The sequence below is a fragment of the Achromobacter sp. CF-sbj1-Ac2-l genome (genome assembly GCF_052698165.1).
This window is the reverse complement of the sequence record NZ_CP199855.1, coordinates 3,535,925-3,549,928: the sequence shown is the minus strand read 5'-3', so window position 1 is coordinate 3,549,928 and position 14,004 is coordinate 3,535,925. Positions and strand designations below refer to the sequence as shown.

The following is a 14,004-nucleotide window of genomic DNA, read 5'->3' as shown; positions in this document are numbered from 1 at the left end:
GCCGCTGGACCCTCCTGCCGCTTAGAGACCGGCGCAGATCTCTGAACAGAAATCCAGGAACGCCTCCACCGCCGCCGGCGCCAGGCGCCGCGACGGCCGGGTGACATACAGCGGATACGTCTCGCCGTTCCATTCCGGAAACAGTTCGACCAGCTTCCTGTCGGCCAGCAGCTCGCGCACGTTCAGCGCCAGCACCTGCGCCACGCCGGCGCCGTTCAGGCACGCCTGCACCATCAGGTCCACGTCTGTCGTCGTCAGCGGCCCCCGGGTGTCCACCCGCAACACTTCCCGCCCGCGATGAAACTCCCAGCCGAAAGGTCGGCCGCGGCGCGGGTCGATGTATTGGATGCAATCGTGCTCGGCCAGTTTCTCGGGTCGCTTGGGCCGGCCGTGGCGCGCCAGGTACGCGGGCGACGCCACCGTCAGGACGCGCGTCTGCAGCAGCAGGCGTGATGTCATGGTGGACGGCGGTTGCGGGCCGAAGCGCACCGCCACGTCAATGCCTTCAGTCACCAGGTCGCCGATATCAGGCGCCTGCACCACCATCAATTCCAGGCCGGGATGGCGCTGGCGCAGCAGCGGCAGATTCGGCGCCAGCACGTGGCGGGCGAAGATGGGATTGAGACTGACCCGCAGGGTGCCGCGCACGGTGACCGAGGCGCCAGAGACGTAGCTGGCGGCCTCCTCGATGCCCGCCAGGTGGGGCGCGGCGCGCTCGTACAGGTTGGCGCCGTCACTGGTCAGATGCAGGGTGCGGGTGGTGCGGTCGAGCAGGCGAACGCCCAGCCGTTCTTCCAGCCGCGAGATCGAGCGGCTGACGCCCGAGGCCGACAGGCCCAGGACGTCGCCCGCGCGGCTGAAGCTGCCGGCCTCGACTACGGCGGCCAGCACGCTCATTCCGGACAGCAGTCGTCCGTCGAAGCTCATGGATATCCCCGATCTTTGATTTTTTGCACAAATGATTTGATCGAATCTACCTTTATCAAAGATCCAGCGCAACCTATCGTGGCATCCGTGACGGCGCGAAGCGCGGATTTTCGCAAGAATGTCCCGGCAATCGCGGCCGCGCCGACTGGTTCATCCCATTTCCACGGAGCTCTCCATGACTGCAACTCGCACGCTTTTCCAAGGCGGCACCGTCCTGACGCTGGACGCCAAGGTTCCCAATCTCGCCACCGGCGACGTCCTGGTCGAAGGCGACCGCATCGTCGCGGTCGGGCCGGCGCTGCCGGCCGATGACGCACAGGTCATCGACGCCACCGGCCATATCGTCATGCCGGGCCTCATCGATGCCCATCACCACATGTGGCTGGGCGCGATGCGCCGCATGCTGCCCAACGTGGACGATCTGTTCGCCTATATCGACGTGGTGGCGGAACAACTGGGCGCGCACTACCGCCCGCTGGACATGTATCTGAGCACCCGGCTGACGGCTGCCGCGTTGTTGGACGCGGGCATCACCACGGTGATCGATGCCTGCCACAGTTCGCGCAGCCCCGAGCATACCGACGCGGCGCTCGACGCCTTGGCGGAAACCGGCATCCGCGCGCTGCACATGGTGGGGCCGGCGATGGACAAGCGCGCGTCCAACGCCCATCTGCCGGGAGATCTGGGGCGCCTGGCGCACGCCTGGAACGACCCCGGCAGCCGGGTGCGGGTGGGCCTGTTCGGGCAGCTCAACCTGGGATGGTGGCAGGCCGCGCGCGAGCTGGACATGCGCATCCTGACCGAGTTCATCGGCGACCTGGCCAAGCTGTCGCCCGAGTTCGCGCAGCCGGACGTCCTGGGGCCGCACAACATCTTCAACCACTGCACCCGCCTGCCGCGGGAAACGTGGAAGCTGCTGGCGGATGCCGGCGTGAACATCACGATCAATCCGCGCTCGGATGCGCTGTTCGGTTTCGACGACGACACGTTCGCGTACCAGCAGGCGGTGGATCACGGCCTGGCGCCGGCGCTGGGGATCGATCTGGACACGGCGTTCGGCAGCGACATGTTCGGCGAGATGCACGCGCTGTTCGGCCAGCAGCGTTCGGCGATGCGCTACCGGCGTTTCCGTGGCGAAGCCGATGTGCCGGCGCCGATCTCGGTGGAAGCGGTGCTGCGCGCGGCGACAGTGAACGGCGCGCGCGCGGCGGGGCTGGAGGACCAGGTCGGCACGCTGACGCCGGGCAGGCAGGCCGACATCATCATGGTCCGCACCCAGGGCGTGGCGGTGTTCCCGGTGAGCAACGCGATCGGCACGATCGTGCAGGCGGTGGAGCGCGCCGATGTCGATACGGTGATGGTGGCCGGCGAACTGCGCAAGCGCGCGGGACGGCTGCTGGGTGTCGACCTGGCGAAGTTGAATGCCGAGGTCACGGCGTCGCGCGACTACCTGATCCAGGCCAGCGGCTACCGCAACGCGCTGTTCGGCGCCGCGGCATAACGGCGCGGGCGGCCCGGCGCGCCGGGCCGCCGGTTTCTTTCATCCATTTCGCAAAGGAGGCTGCCATGTCAGCTTTTGCCTCGACGCGCGCCTCGCGGGGCGATCCCGCGTCCTTGTCCCGCCCGGCGCCGGGCATCATTGCCGCGCTGTTCTGCGGCTATCTGGCTGTCGGCCTGCCGCTGCCGGTCATCCCGCTGTTCGTGCACGCGCATCTGGGATTCAGCAATCTGGTCGTGGGGCTGGTGATCGGCATTCAGTTCCTGGTCACGGTATTGACCCGCGGCTACGCGGGCAGGGTGACCGACCAGCAGGGCGGCAGGCGTTCGGCGCTGCAGGGCGCGCTGGTGATGGCCGTGGCCGGACTGCTGTATCTCGTTGCCGCCCTGCCTGGCCTGTCGCCCGCCGCCAGCCTGGGCGTCATCGTGGCCGGCCGGTTGGCGGCGGGTCTGGGCGAAAGCCAGTTCGTGACGGGCTGCGTGTCGTGGTCGATCGCGTCGGTGGGGCCGCAGCGCGCGGGGCTGTCGATGTCTTGGACCGGTATCGCCATGTTCGCGGCGCTGTCTATCGGGGCGCCGATGGGCATGGCGATGTATCAGCGTTATGGGTTGGCGGCGTCGATGGCGGCCTGCATCGCCGCGCCGCTGCTGGCCACGGTGATTGCGTTGGGGACCGCGTCATACCCGTCGCCCCGCGGCGCGCGGCTGCCGTTTCATCGCGTCGTCGGCCGCATCTGGCGCGAGGGGCTGGGGTTGATGCTGCAAGGCGTCGGGCTGTCGGGCCTGACGGCGTTCGCGTCGCTGTATTTCGCCGCGCGCCAATGGGACAGCGCAGGGTGGGTGATGACGGCGTTCGGCGCCGGTTTCATCGCCGTGCGGATGTTGCTGGGGCATTTGCCGGACCGTCTGGGCGGCTACCGGGTGGCGGCGTGGTCGCTGGCGGTCGAGGCGATCGGGCAGGCGCTGCTCTGGTTCGCGCCCAATGCGGGCGTGGCCCTGGCCGGGGCGATGGTCACGGGGCTGGGCTGCGCGCTGGTGTTCCCGGCGCTTGGCGTCGAGGCACTCAAACGCGTGCCGCCGGCCAACCGGGGCAGCGCGATGGGCGCGTTCGTGGCCTTTCTCGATATCGCCTATGGCCTGGCGGGGCCGGCGGCGGGCGTCATCGCCGGCCATTTCGGCTATGCAGCCGTGTACGAGTTCGGCGCCGGATGTGCATTGCTGGGCGCGGCGCTGGCGCTGGCCCTGCGTCCTTCGCAGGCTTGAATTTCATGGTCGGCGCCGCCTGGCGGGCGCCGGCATTTTCCAGGAGCAAACCATGTCTCGCATTTTCATTTCCGGCTCGTCAGCCGGCCTGGGCCTGATGGCCGCGGAATTACTGGTGCAGCAAGGGCATCGGGTGGTGCTGCATGCCCGCAGCGCGTCGCGCGCCGACGATGTTCGTCGGGCGCTGCCGGCGGCGGAACAGGTGGTGGTCGGCGATTTGGAGACCATCGCTGGCGCCCGCGAAGTGGCCGCGCGGGTGAACGCGCTGGGCCGCTTCGACGCGGTGATCCACAACGCCGCGGTCGGCTATCGCGAGCGCCATCGCCTGACGTCCGATGGCGTGCCACACGCGTTCGCGGTCAACACGCTTTCCGCCTATCTGCTGACGGCGCTGATCGAGCGTCCGCGGCGGCTGGTGTACCTCAGCTCCGGCATGCATCACCACGCCGACGCCAATCTGTCGGATCTGCTGTGGCGCGCGCGGCGCTGGAATGGCTCCGAGGCGTACGCCGAAAGCAAACTGCACGATGCCATGCTGGCTTTCGCGGTGGCGCGGCGCTGGCCGCAGGTCTACGCCAACGCCCTGGAGCCGGGGTGGGTGCCGACACGGATGGGAGGTCCGGGCGCGCCGGATGATCTGGACCAGGCGCACCGCACCCAGGCTTGGCTGGCCGCGGGGGAGGACCGCCGGGCCGATGTGACCGGGGCGTACTTCTACCATCTGAAACGCAAGGCGGCGAATCCTCAGGCGCTGGATCTCGCGTTGCAGGACGAGCTTCTGGCGCAATGCGCTGCCTTGTCGGGGGTGGAGTTGCCACCGCCAGACCCCGTCCGGGTTTGAAGCATCATTAGCTGGCGCGGCGCGCGCAATCCGTACGCCGGGGCTCAGCCCGCCGCGCGCCGTTGCGCCATGTAGCGTGCGGGCGACGTCCCCAGCGCCTTGCGGAACATCGTGACAAAGCCGCCGGCGCTTTCATAGCCCAGTTCATCGGCCACCTGTTGCACCGACGCGCCGGTGCCGAGCCATTTCACCGCCAGCATCAGATGCAATTGCTGGCGCCAGCGGCCGAAGCTCATGCCGGTCTGCTGCGTGAGCAGCCGCGCCAGGGTGCGCTCGCTCAGGCCCACGCGCCGCGCCCAGCTCTGCATGGTGCCGCGGTCGGCGGGATGCTCCATGATGAGCTGCGCGATCTTGCGCAGGCGGGGATCGGACGGCATCGGCAGGTGCAGGGTGCCCAGCGGGGCGTATGCCAATTCATGCAGCAGCAGGCAGACCAGGTGCATGGCGGGGCCATCTTCCGGGTACAGCAGCGGCAGTTGCGCGGAGCGGATCACCAGTTCGCGCAGCAGCGCCGTGGTCGACACCGCGCAGCAGGTGGCGGGCAGGTCGGCGGCGACCGCGGGTTCGACGAAGGCGACGTAGACCTCGATGGTGCCGGCGGCGGTGATCTTGTGCAGCACATCGCCCGGCACCCACAGCGCGCTTTGCGGGGGGACCAGCCACAGGGCGCCTTCGAGCTCGCACGTGAGCACGCCGCGCAGCAACAGCATCAGTTGCGCCTTGCGATGGCGATGGAAGTCCTTTTCGAGCCGATCCAATCCGTGCAGGTCCAGACTGGCCACGTCGATGCCGGCGGCGCCCATGGTCACGACGGGGCGCGGCACCAGGTCGGGATCGGTCCATTCCGGGGCGTCGTCGAGGTTGGTCAGAACGGGCATGGCGGCGATTGCGCGGGATTGGCAGGAATTCGGAATTTGTTGGCGCAGTTTACCAATGCTGCCAGATCCAGGGCTTCCTACGATGGCGGCACGGCGGTGCGATCCGCCACCGTTCATTGCCAAAGGAAGCAATCATGGATTCACTGAGTAGCGGGCGCGTCGCCCACACCCTGCAACGCCTGTTGGCCGAGGCGGAGATCGCAGACCAGGGCCTGATGGACCAGTTCGAAGGCGGCATGGCCGCGCTGTCCGAGCAGGCCTATGCCGACATCACCGCTGACATGGTGGCCGAGGAGCGGCGCGACCTGCGCGGCGTGTATCGCGGCTACGCCGGCAACTTCCTCAATGTCGCCCCGGCGTACGGCCGGTTCCTGTACCAATGCGCGCGGGCGCGGCGGGCCACGCGCATCGTCGAGTTCGGCACGTCGATGGGAATTTCCACCATCTACCTGGCCGCGGCCTTGCGCGACATGGGGGGCGGCCAGTTGATCGGCACCGAGCTGGAGCCGGCGAAGGCGGCGCGCGCCCGCGCCAACCTGGAGGCCGCCGGCCTGGCGGACCTGGTCGAGATCCGTGTCGGCGACGCCCGCGAGACGCTGGCGCAGGTCGACGGTGAAGTCGACCTGGTGCTGCTCGACGGCGCCTTCAGCCTCTACCTGCCGGTGCTCAAGCTGCTCGAGCCGCACTTGCGCGGCGGAGCCCCGATCCTGGCGGAGAACGCCTGGACGCAGGGCAACGACTACCTGGATTACGTGCGCGACCCCGCCAACGGCTATCTGTCGCAACCGCTGCCGGTCGCCGAGGGCCGCGGCAACGAATTCACCATCGTGACGCGATGAACGGGGAGCGCGCAGAAATGACGAATTCCTCGCAGGGCCGCATGAGCCGCGCTTTCACCCGGCTTTTCATGAAGCCGACGCGCATCATGGCGGCTGAAAGCCTGGCGGGCGGCTTGCGCCTGCTGACGCTGCAGAGTCCCGCGTTCCGCGAAGCGCGCTGGGTGCCGGGGCAGAAAGTGCAGATCGCGATGGGGTCGGCCTTCGTCGCGCGGACCTACACGCCGATGGACTGGGACGCCGCAACCGGACGCACCCGCATCGTGGCGTACTCGCATGGCGGCGGCCCCGGCAGCGCCTGGGCCGAACGCGTCGAGCCCGGAGAGGCGTGCGATGTGTTCGGTCCGCGCGCGTCGCTCAATCTCGACCGCTCCGTTGGGGCCTGCGTGCTGTTGGGCGACGAGACCTCGATTGGCGTCGCCTGCGCCCTGCAACGCGCGATGGGGGGCGAGGCGCGCTGCCTGCTCGAGGTCAACGAGGCGGCCGCTGTTCGCGATGCGCTGGCGCGGCTCGGGCTGGACGCGGTCGAACTGTTCGGCCGGCAGGCCGGCGACGCGCATCTCGATGCGATCGAGCATCGCCTGCCGCCACTGGCGGCCGCGGGCGCGGCCTCCATCCTGACCGGCAGGGCGTCGACCATCCAGCGCCTGCGCCAGGCGTTGAAAGCGCTGGGCGTTGCCTCGGGACGCATCATGGCCAAGGCATACTGGGCGCCCGGCAAGACGGGACTGGACTGACGCGGGGGCGTAATCGAACTTGCCTATACTTTGGTTTTTGACGGGTCGATATGGCGTTCCTGCGTTTCCTGCTTCTGGCCTTGGCGCTATCGTTGGCCGCGCCCGCCGCGGCGCTTGCCGGCACCGCGGACAGGTCCGTGCGCGTCGCGGTGTATCGCGGGCCGGCCGCGTGCGACTCCTGCGCGGCCGCGGCCCGGCGCGCCATCGAAAAGACGGACGCGCGTTATCAGGTCGACTTCGTCGGCCCCGACGAGCCGATCGACATCTCCGACGCCACCCTGGCGCGCTACGACGTGTACGTGCAGCCGGGCGGCGGCCAGGATATTCCCGCCGCGCTGAGCAGCCTGGGCGAGGAGCGGGTGGACGCAATCCGCCGTTTCGTCGCGCGCGGCGGACGTTATCTTGGGCTGTGCATGGGCGCTTACCTCGCCGACGCGTCCAACCTGGGCCTGATCGCGCAGGACCTGGATTCGGAAGTCGGCCGCCCCGGCTTCCCGATCAAGACCATCGAGGACGCGGCGGTCGCTGTCCGTTGGGCGGGCAGGGACGACAGCGTCTTCTTCCAGGACGGCCCCTACCTGCGGCCGCAACCCGGCGATGCGCGCTTTCACGCGATCGCCACCTACGAGAATGGCGATCTGGCCGCGGCCCGCTATTCGTTCGAGCGCGGCCTGGTGGTCCTGAGCGGCCCGCATCCCGAAGCCGGGAAATCGTGGTTCGTGGACGCGGACATCGCGCTGGACGAGATGCCCGAGCGCGACCTGTTCAAGGACCTGCTGGACCAGCTCGATCTTTGAGGCCGGCCGTCGTCAGGCGCAGTCATCCGAGCGACGCAGCACGAAGCCATCGGGCCGCACCAGCACCGTGCCGCTGTCCGCCAGGCCCGTCAGGCCGCCCCAGTCGCCGTCGCTGAAGACGAAGTCGCGGCCCGCGGCAAGCACGCGGGGCGTGGCCGGATCGAGGCTGGCGCGGGTCGATGCCGCGATCGGTGCCGCCGGACCGGCAAGCAGGACGAAGCTGTCACCGAACAGGTCGAGCGTCGAGAGCCGCTCGGCGCCGCGCTGGATCCAGGCGTGCGGAAAGCGCGTGCCGGTCTGGGCCTGCAGGACGTCAACGGCGGCCGGCGCCTCGGCGTGTGCGGGCGCTCCGGCTGCCGGATAGCGGTGCCGCAGGATCAGGGCGCCGGGGTCGATCAGTTCCCTGAAACTGTCGCGATTGCGCTCGGTCTCGATGCCGAAGCGGGCGTCGAAGTCGGTGCGCAGCAGCGCCTGGCGGCCATTGCGCAGCGCCAGCGGGCGCCGCTCGGCGTCGTAGCTGTCCAACAGATCCGGAACTGCCTCGCCACGCATGACCGCGGCGAGTTTCCAGGCCAGGTTGTGGGCGTCGGCGATGCCGGTGGTGGCGTTGAAGCCGCCCCAGGGCGGCATCAGGTGGGCGGCGTCGCCGCACAGGAAAACGCGGCCGGACCGGTAGGCATCGGCGACGGATACGCCGGTGTTCCAGGCGCCATGCTGCAGGATCCGGACCTCGAGATCCTGCAGCCCGATCGCCGCCCGCACCAGCCCCGGCAGGGCGTCGTCGGCGGGCGGCCCCAGGGCCGGATCGTATTCCAGGTGGAACGACCACTTGTCGGTGTTGTTCATCGCCAGGAACAGGCCGCGCACCGTGTCGTTGGCGATTTCGCACTGACTGAAGGTGCGGCCTTCGACGACGCGGGCCAGGTCGGCCTGGAAAAAGATGTTGACCAGGTGTTGAGGGGCGGCCGTGTCCGTCCTGCCGATGCCCAGTTGCCGGCGGATGGCGCCGCGACCGCCGTCGGCGCCGATCAGCCAATCCGCCTCGATGACCGATTCGTGATCGTCCGGGCCGCGCACCCGGGCGCTGACGCAGGCGCCCGAGTCCTCGAACGCCAGCATTTCATGGCCGAAACGCACATCGCCGCCCCGCGTTTGCAGGGCGTGGCGCAGCACCGGTTCGATCCAGGTCTGCGGGCAGGCCACGAAGCCGGTGGGCGAGGCGCCGGCCGCGGCCATTTTTGCGCGCATGGCCGGGATGTCGATGATCGGTTGCGCGTCGACCAGGGTGGCGCCGCGGCGGGCGCCGCCAAACGCGCCTTGCTTCCAGGCGCCGTCGGCCGCCGCGCGCACCGCTTGCTCCACGCCGACCTGGCGGAACAGCTCCATGGTGCGGGTGTGGATGCCGCGGGCGCGGGGCAGGGGCGAGACGCCCTGTTGCCTTTCGACGAGGATGAACGGAACGCCGAGCCGTTGCAGGAAGAGGCCGGCGCTCAGACCGACCAGGCCCCCGCCCACGATCAGGACGGCGGTACGCGAGGGAAATGCAGGCATGTGACACCTTTCTTGGGTAAAATCTATCACTGATAATTTAATCTATCACTGTTAGAGAAATCAACCATGGCAAAAATCCGCAGGGAACAGGTGGTGGACGTGGCGCTCGAGCTGCTGGATGAGGTGGGGCTGGATGGCCTCTCGACCCGGCGGCTGGCGCAGCAGCTTGGCGTCGAGTCGGCGACGCTCTACTGGCACTTCCGCGACAAGTCGGTGCTGCTCGGCGAGATGGCGTCGGCCGTGCTGGCGCGGCACCACACACTCGCGGTGCCGGCGAGCGCGGCGCAATGGCCCGCCTGGTTCGCGGACAACATGCGCAGCTTCCGCCGCGCCTTGCTGGCCCATCGGGACGGGGCGCGCCTGCACGCAGGCACGGCCCCGGGGCCGGGCGATCTGGCGGGCATCGCGCGCAAGGTCGCCTACCTGGTCGCCGCCGGCTTCACCCGGGAGCAGGCGGGCATGGCGTTGTTCGCGGCCGGGCAGTACACGCTGGGCTGCGTGCTCGAGGAACAGGCGCGCGCGGCCATGACGCAAGGGGGTGCGGACGAGGCGGTCGGCGGGAACGAGTTGGCCGGGGCCATGGATGCCGAGGCGGCGTTCGAGTTCGGACTTGGCGTGATCGTCGACGGCCTGCGCGGCCGGGTGGGCGCGGCGGCCTGATGACGCGGCGGCGGCGCGAGTGCCACCGCCAGGCCGCCGACATTGCCGGGGCCGGGCCGGCCGACGAAGAGTCCGATTTTGATTCTCCGTCCCAGGCGGTTTCGCGTGGGTCCGGCGCGCCGCGCGAGGCCGCTGCGCACGAGACCGACGGTGCATGGCGGCGGTCCGCGCGGGGGCCATTCGGCGGCGGGTCGCTTCCTTGACATGCCCAGGTCGTTTTACATAATCGTGATTGATTGATTCTCCTTTGTGATTTTGGGTTGTCTTCGAATGCCAGGATTCAATGCTCGGACCGAGCGAGCGCCGTCGATCGCCGCGGCGCGGTTTTCCATTCCCCCGGAACGGAGCGAGGCGTGGCCATGCGCCCGGCGCGCCGGCTGTTCACTCCCACGTTTCATTTTCCGGAGCACGCAATGAAGAAAACCCTGTCACTCGCGATCGCGGCGTTGGCGCTGACCGCCACCGCGCAGGCCCACCAGGTCTGGATCGAACAGCCCGCGGGCAAGCCCGCCATCATCCGTTTCGGAGAATTCGCCGAAAACCTGCGCGAAGCCTCGCCGGGATACCTGGACGGCTTTGACAAGATGACGGCGACCTTGCTCACCGCCAAGGGCGAGGTGCCGTTGACGGCGACCAAGGCCGCCGATGGCTTCACGCTGTCGCAGAAGGTGGGTGGCAAGGACGGCGTGGTGGTCGACGGCCCCATGAACACGCTGCGTACGTTCAAGCATGGCGGCGAACCGCTGCAGACCTGGTTCCAGATGAATGCCCGCTACGTGCCCGACGCGGCCGCCGTGACGGCGCCCAAGCTGGTCATGGACATCGTCCCCACGGGGCAGGCCGGCCAGTTCCAGGTGGTGTTCAAGGGCCAGCCGCTGCCCAAGACCAAGCTCGTCGCCATGGTGGACTCGGGCTGGGAACAGACCGCCTACACCGATGAGCAGGGCAAGGCCCATTTCAGCCTGCCGTGGAAAACGCAGTACGTGCTGCGCACCATGCACATCGACCGCACGCCGGGTGATCGTCCGGGCGCAAGCGGACCCGAGCACTACGACGCCATCGGCTATGTGGCCACGCTGACCTTCGTCAAGCCGGATGGCGCCGCGCCGCTGCCCGCCGTGCCGGTGCGTCCGCCCAACAAGGTGCAGGCCGCGCCTGCCGCCGCTGCCAAGTAAGCCCGCGCAGTCCGCGATTCGCCACGGGCCGCGCGCCGTGGCGGATCGTCGCATGGCTCGCGGCCATGCATTTACCGGCGTTTCGCCGGTGTTTTTCTACAAGGTCAGGAATGAATATCGGGGAATTGGCGCAACGCACCGGATTGGCTCCATCGCGGATCCATTCCTACGAGAGCGCCGGTCTGCTCAAGACGGTGACCCGCCCGCACGCCGACAACCGAACCTATCTGCCGGAGGCCATGCTGGCGCTGACGTTCATCACGGCGGCGCAGCAGGCCGGCTTCGGCCTGGACGAAATCCGGCCGCTGTTGCCGCTCGGGCGCGATGGCTGGGATCCGTCCGCGCTGTTGGCGGCGTTGCGGCGCAAAGTGGACAAGATCCAGTCGCTGGAGGCGCGGCTGGCTCATAGCAAGGCGCAACTGGTGGCGTTGATGCGCGATGCCGCGACTCGCCCTGATGGCGCCGACCGCGAGCTCTGCGCGCAGCGCGTGCTGGCGCGGGTGATGGGCAGGACGGCCTAGCGCGTCAATTGCGGGCCGGCCGCCGGTCACGGGGCGGTTCGCGTTGATGCCTGCGCCGGCAGGCCGTCGCTGGCGCGGGCGAAGCGCTCCACCAGGAAATCCAGCAATTGCCGCACGCGCGGCGCCAGGTAGCGGGTGCCGTGGAACACGGCGTGCACGCCGGCTTCAGCCACGCGGTATTCAGGCAACAGGGCTACCAGGCGTCCGGCGCGAATGTCGTCGGCGGCGTCCCAGATGGTCTTGCGCGCGATGCCGCGACCGGCCAACGCCCAGCGGCGCGCCAGCGCGCCGTCGTTGGTTTCCCAGGCCTGGTCCAGCGGTACGGTGTAGGTCTCGGACCGGCCGTCCCGCGCGAAGTGAAAGGTGTTCAACGGACCGGCCGCGGTGACCAGGACGACGAATGTGTGATGCGCCAGATCGGCGGGCACGCGCGGCATGCCGTGCCGCGCCAGATACTCGGGCGAGGCGCACAGCACGCGCCAGTTGGGGGCGAGCGGGCGGGCGACCAGCGCGCCGTCCTGCGGCCGACCGAAACGGATGGCGAGGTCGATGTCGTCCTGCAACAGGTTCGAGAGCGAGTCCGACAGCGTCAGCGCGATTTTCAACTGCGGGTGCGCGACGCTGAATTCGTCCAGCCACTGGCTCAGCAGGTGGCGGCCGAAATCGGCCGAGGCCGAGATCCGCAGTTTGCCGCGCACTGCGTTCTGGCCCGCGTGCAGCGCGGCCTCGGCGTCCTCGACGGCACGCAGGGCGATCTCGCAGTGTGACAGGTAGAGGCGGCCTTCGTCGGTCAACTGCAGTTGGCGCGTGCTGCGATGGAACAGCCGGGTGCGCAGCGCGGCCTCCAGCTTGATCAGCCGCGCGCTGGCGGCGGCGGGCGACAGCCCCAGCTTGCGCCCGGCCGCCGACAGGCTGCCCAATGCCGCCGCTTCCACGAATAAACGCATATCGCCCAATCGGTCCGTCGCCATTTCAAATCCAGATTTGAAAGTCATTCAATGAATGGGCCAATTATCAAATAAATCCGCAAGAAGCACACTGGCGCCTCTTCAATCGGGGTGTGGCCCCTGAGGGGCAAAGGAGTGTGAACCATGAACGGAATTTCCGGGGCGGCGGCAAGCGCGGAGCGGCAGGCCGCTGCGCCGCGGCTGCCGATGGCGGCGTTGCTGGCGCTGACGATGTGCAGTTTCATCGCGACCGCCAATGAAACCGTGGCCGCCGGCCTGCTGCCGCAGATTGCGCGCGGCTTCGGCGTCTCGCAGGGCTGGGCGGGGCAGTGGGTGACGGCCTGCGCGTTGGGCTCGGGGCTGGCGGCGATGCCGTTGACGATCGCGCTGCATGCCTGGCGGAGGCGCCTCGCGCTGCTGTTGTCGGTGGCCGGATTCATCGTCGGCAATGCGGTGACCGCGCTGTCGCCGTATTTCGAACTGGCGCTGGCGGCGCGCCTGCTGGCCGGTATTGCCACCGGACTGGCCTGGAGCCTGTTGGCCGGTTATGCGCGGCGGATGGTGCCGGGCCCGTTGCAGGGACGCGCGATGGCGGTGGCGATGGTCGGCATTCCCATGGCCCTGGCGTTCGGCGTGCCGCTGAGCGCGTGGCTGGGCGAGCTGGCGGGATGGCGCGCGGTGTTCGGCACGTTGTCCGGGTTGAGCGTGGCGCTGGCGGCATGGGTGTTGCGTTCGGTGCCCGATTACCCTGGGCAGGCTGCCCGCCGCCGCCTGCCGCTACGACAGGTCTGGATGACGCCGGGGGTGCGGCCGGTCCTGGCCGTCATCCTGTTCTGGATCCTCGCGCACTACACGCTGTACACCTATATCGCGCCTTTCATGGCGGCGCGCGGCCTGGCCGGGCGCGTGGATGCGGCGCTGCTGGTCTTTGGCGTTGCGGCGCTGTGCGGCATCTGGATGACGGGCCTGCTGGTGGATCGTGGCCTGCGGGCGCTGGTGCTGGCCAGCCTGGGCGTGTTTGCGCTGGTGGCCCTGGCGCTGGGCCTGGGGTGGGCGACGGGGCCGGCGGTATTCGTGGCGATCGCGCTGTGGGGAGTGAGTTTTGGCGGCGCGCCGACGTTGCTGCAGACGGCGCTGGCGGATACCGCGGGCGAGGGCGCCGAGGTGGCGCAATCGATGCTGGTGACGGTGTTCAACCTGGCCTTTGCGGCGGGCGGGGCGCTGGGTGGGGTGTTGCTCGAAACGGCAGGCGCGCAGGCGCTGCCGCGTGGCATCCTGGCGCTGCTGGGGGTGGCGATCGCGGTGGCGTGGAGCGCCAGGGGCCACGGCTTCAAGCCCGGCCGGCGGCGGGAGGCGCGTTGAGCGCCGGCGCTG

Annotated in this window: 14 protein-coding genes; 10 read left to right on the top strand and 4 right to left on the bottom strand. The window is 69.2% G+C overall.

Features of this window, described 5'->3' with window-relative positions; genetic code table 11:
• Positions 1-21: 21 nt before the first annotated feature.
• Positions 22-927: a LysR family transcriptional regulator gene (locus ACUDCK_RS16105; RefSeq protein ID WP_054502333.1), complete on the bottom strand. Its 906-nt coding sequence runs from the start codon at positions 925-927 to the stop codon at positions 22-24.
• 175 nt (positions 928-1,102) lie between these two features.
• On the opposite strand from ACUDCK_RS16105, the gene ACUDCK_RS16100 reads away from it, so the two are divergent.
• From ACUDCK_RS16100 to ACUDCK_RS16090, 3 genes are all read left to right on the top strand, one after another.
• Positions 1,103-2,428, top strand: coding sequence for an amidohydrolase family protein (locus tag ACUDCK_RS16100; protein ID WP_175166868.1), 1,326 nt, complete (start codon positions 1,103-1,105; stop codon positions 2,426-2,428).
• Positions 2,429-2,493: 65 nt separating this feature from the next.
• A complete protein-coding gene (locus tag ACUDCK_RS16095) occupies positions 2,494-3,687 on the top strand; it encodes an arabinose transporter (RefSeq protein WP_175166869.1) in 1,194 nt (397 codons plus the stop codon).
• A gap of 52 nt (positions 3,688-3,739) precedes the next feature.
• Positions 3,740-4,528 carry an SDR family NAD(P)-dependent oxidoreductase gene (locus ACUDCK_RS16090; protein ID WP_445659244.1) on the top strand — a complete coding sequence of 263 codons (789 nt, stop codon included), beginning with the start codon at positions 3,740-3,742 and terminating at the stop codon, positions 4,526-4,528.
• Between the two features lie 44 nt (positions 4,529-4,572).
• Here ACUDCK_RS16090 and ACUDCK_RS16085 read toward each other — a convergent pair whose 3' ends face one another.
• On the bottom strand, positions 4,573-5,406 hold the full coding sequence (locus ACUDCK_RS16085) for an AraC family transcriptional regulator (RefSeq protein ID WP_175166870.1): 834 nt from the start codon (positions 5,404-5,406) through the stop codon (positions 4,573-4,575).
• Positions 5,407-5,540: 134 nt separating this feature from the next.
• On the opposite strand from ACUDCK_RS16085, the gene ACUDCK_RS16080 reads away from it, so the two are divergent.
• From ACUDCK_RS16080 to ACUDCK_RS16070, 3 genes are read left to right on the top strand one after another with little or no spacing between them, the layout of a single operon-like run.
• Entirely contained in the window at positions 5,541-6,245 is a 705-nt protein-coding gene (locus tag ACUDCK_RS16080) for an O-methyltransferase (RefSeq protein WP_175166871.1), read from the top strand.
• A 17-nt stretch (positions 6,246-6,262) separates the two neighbouring features.
• A complete protein-coding gene (locus ACUDCK_RS16075) occupies positions 6,263-6,979 on the top strand; it encodes a siderophore-interacting protein (RefSeq protein WP_217481210.1) in 717 nt (238 codons plus the stop codon).
• Between the two features lie 50 nt (positions 6,980-7,029).
• Positions 7,030-7,776, top strand: a complete 747-nt coding sequence (locus tag ACUDCK_RS16070; protein ID WP_054502340.1) for a BPL-N domain-containing protein — start codon at positions 7,030-7,032, stop codon at positions 7,774-7,776.
• A 12-nt stretch (positions 7,777-7,788) separates the two neighbouring features.
• Here ACUDCK_RS16070 and ACUDCK_RS16065 read toward each other — a convergent pair whose 3' ends face one another.
• A complete protein-coding gene (locus tag ACUDCK_RS16065) occupies positions 7,789-9,327 on the bottom strand; it encodes an FAD-dependent monooxygenase (RefSeq protein WP_175166873.1) in 1,539 nt (512 codons plus the stop codon).
• Positions 9,328-9,393: 66 nt separating this feature from the next.
• Here ACUDCK_RS16065 and ACUDCK_RS16060 point away from each other — a divergent pair, with 66 nt between their 5' ends.
• From ACUDCK_RS16060 to ACUDCK_RS16050, 3 genes are all read left to right on the top strand, one after another.
• The gene (locus ACUDCK_RS16060; RefSeq protein ID WP_175166874.1) at positions 9,394-9,987 is read left to right on the top strand and encodes a TetR/AcrR family transcriptional regulator C-terminal domain-containing protein; all 594 of its coding nucleotides are present in this window, start codon (positions 9,394-9,396) and stop codon (positions 9,985-9,987) included.
• A 413-nt stretch (positions 9,988-10,400) separates the two neighbouring features.
• Entirely contained in the window at positions 10,401-11,162 is a 762-nt protein-coding gene (locus tag ACUDCK_RS16055; protein ID WP_175166875.1) for a cobalt ABC transporter substrate-binding protein, read from the top strand.
• Positions 11,163-11,272: 110 nt separating this feature from the next.
• A complete protein-coding gene (locus tag ACUDCK_RS16050; RefSeq protein ID WP_054502344.1) occupies positions 11,273-11,683 on the top strand; it encodes a MerR family DNA-binding protein in 411 nt (136 codons plus the stop codon).
• A 26-nt stretch (positions 11,684-11,709) separates the two neighbouring features.
• Here the strand turns inward: ACUDCK_RS16050 and ACUDCK_RS16045 are convergent, their stop codons facing one another.
• Positions 11,710-12,654 carry a LysR family transcriptional regulator gene (locus ACUDCK_RS16045; protein WP_064528863.1) on the bottom strand — a complete coding sequence of 315 codons (945 nt, stop codon included), beginning with the start codon at positions 12,652-12,654 and terminating at the stop codon, positions 11,710-11,712.
• A gap of 120 nt (positions 12,655-12,774) precedes the next feature.
• On the opposite strand from ACUDCK_RS16045, the gene ACUDCK_RS16040 reads away from it, so the two are divergent.
• On the top strand, positions 12,775-13,992 hold the full coding sequence (locus tag ACUDCK_RS16040; RefSeq protein ID WP_244976833.1) for an MFS transporter: 1,218 nt from the start codon (positions 12,775-12,777) through the stop codon (positions 13,990-13,992).
• The last annotated feature ends 12 nt before the right edge of the window (positions 13,993-14,004 follow it).

Excerpts from the sequence above, each read along its gene's own strand:
- ACUDCK_RS16090 (WP_445659244.1), top strand. The coding sequence starts at position 3,740 with ATGTCTCGCATTTTCATTTCCGGCTCGTCAGCCGGCCTGGGCCTGATG.
- ACUDCK_RS16055 (WP_175166875.1), top strand. The coding sequence starts at position 10,401 with ATGAAGAAAACCCTGTCACTCGCGATCGCGGCGTTGGCGCTGACCGCC.
- ACUDCK_RS16080 (WP_175166871.1), top strand. The coding sequence starts at position 5,541 with ATGGATTCACTGAGTAGCGGGCGCGTCGCCCACACCCTGCAACGCCTG.
- ACUDCK_RS16045 (WP_064528863.1), bottom strand. The coding sequence starts at position 12,654 with ATGGCGACGGACCGATTGGGCGATATGCGTTTATTCGTGGAAGCGGCG.
- ACUDCK_RS16040 (WP_244976833.1), top strand. The coding sequence starts at position 12,775 with ATGAACGGAATTTCCGGGGCGGCGGCAAGCGCGGAGCGGCAGGCCGCT.
- ACUDCK_RS16065 (WP_175166873.1), bottom strand. The coding sequence starts at position 9,327 with ATGCCTGCATTTCCCTCGCGTACCGCCGTCCTGATCGTGGGCGGGGGC.
- ACUDCK_RS16095 (WP_175166869.1), top strand. The coding sequence starts at position 2,494 with ATGTCAGCTTTTGCCTCGACGCGCGCCTCGCGGGGCGATCCCGCGTCC.
- ACUDCK_RS16105 (WP_054502333.1), bottom strand. The coding sequence starts at position 927 with ATGAGCTTCGACGGACGACTGCTGTCCGGAATGAGCGTGCTGGCCGCC.
- ACUDCK_RS16050 (WP_054502344.1), top strand. The coding sequence starts at position 11,273 with ATGAATATCGGGGAATTGGCGCAACGCACCGGATTGGCTCCATCGCGG.
- ACUDCK_RS16060 (WP_175166874.1), top strand. The coding sequence starts at position 9,394 with ATGGCAAAAATCCGCAGGGAACAGGTGGTGGACGTGGCGCTCGAGCTG.
- ACUDCK_RS16085 (WP_175166870.1), bottom strand. The coding sequence starts at position 5,406 with ATGCCCGTTCTGACCAACCTCGACGACGCCCCGGAATGGACCGATCCC.
- ACUDCK_RS16100 (WP_175166868.1), top strand. The coding sequence starts at position 1,103 with ATGACTGCAACTCGCACGCTTTTCCAAGGCGGCACCGTCCTGACGCTG.
- ACUDCK_RS16070 (WP_054502340.1), top strand. The coding sequence starts at position 7,030 with ATGGCGTTCCTGCGTTTCCTGCTTCTGGCCTTGGCGCTATCGTTGGCC.
- ACUDCK_RS16075 (WP_217481210.1), top strand. The coding sequence starts at position 6,263 with ATGACGAATTCCTCGCAGGGCCGCATGAGCCGCGCTTTCACCCGGCTT.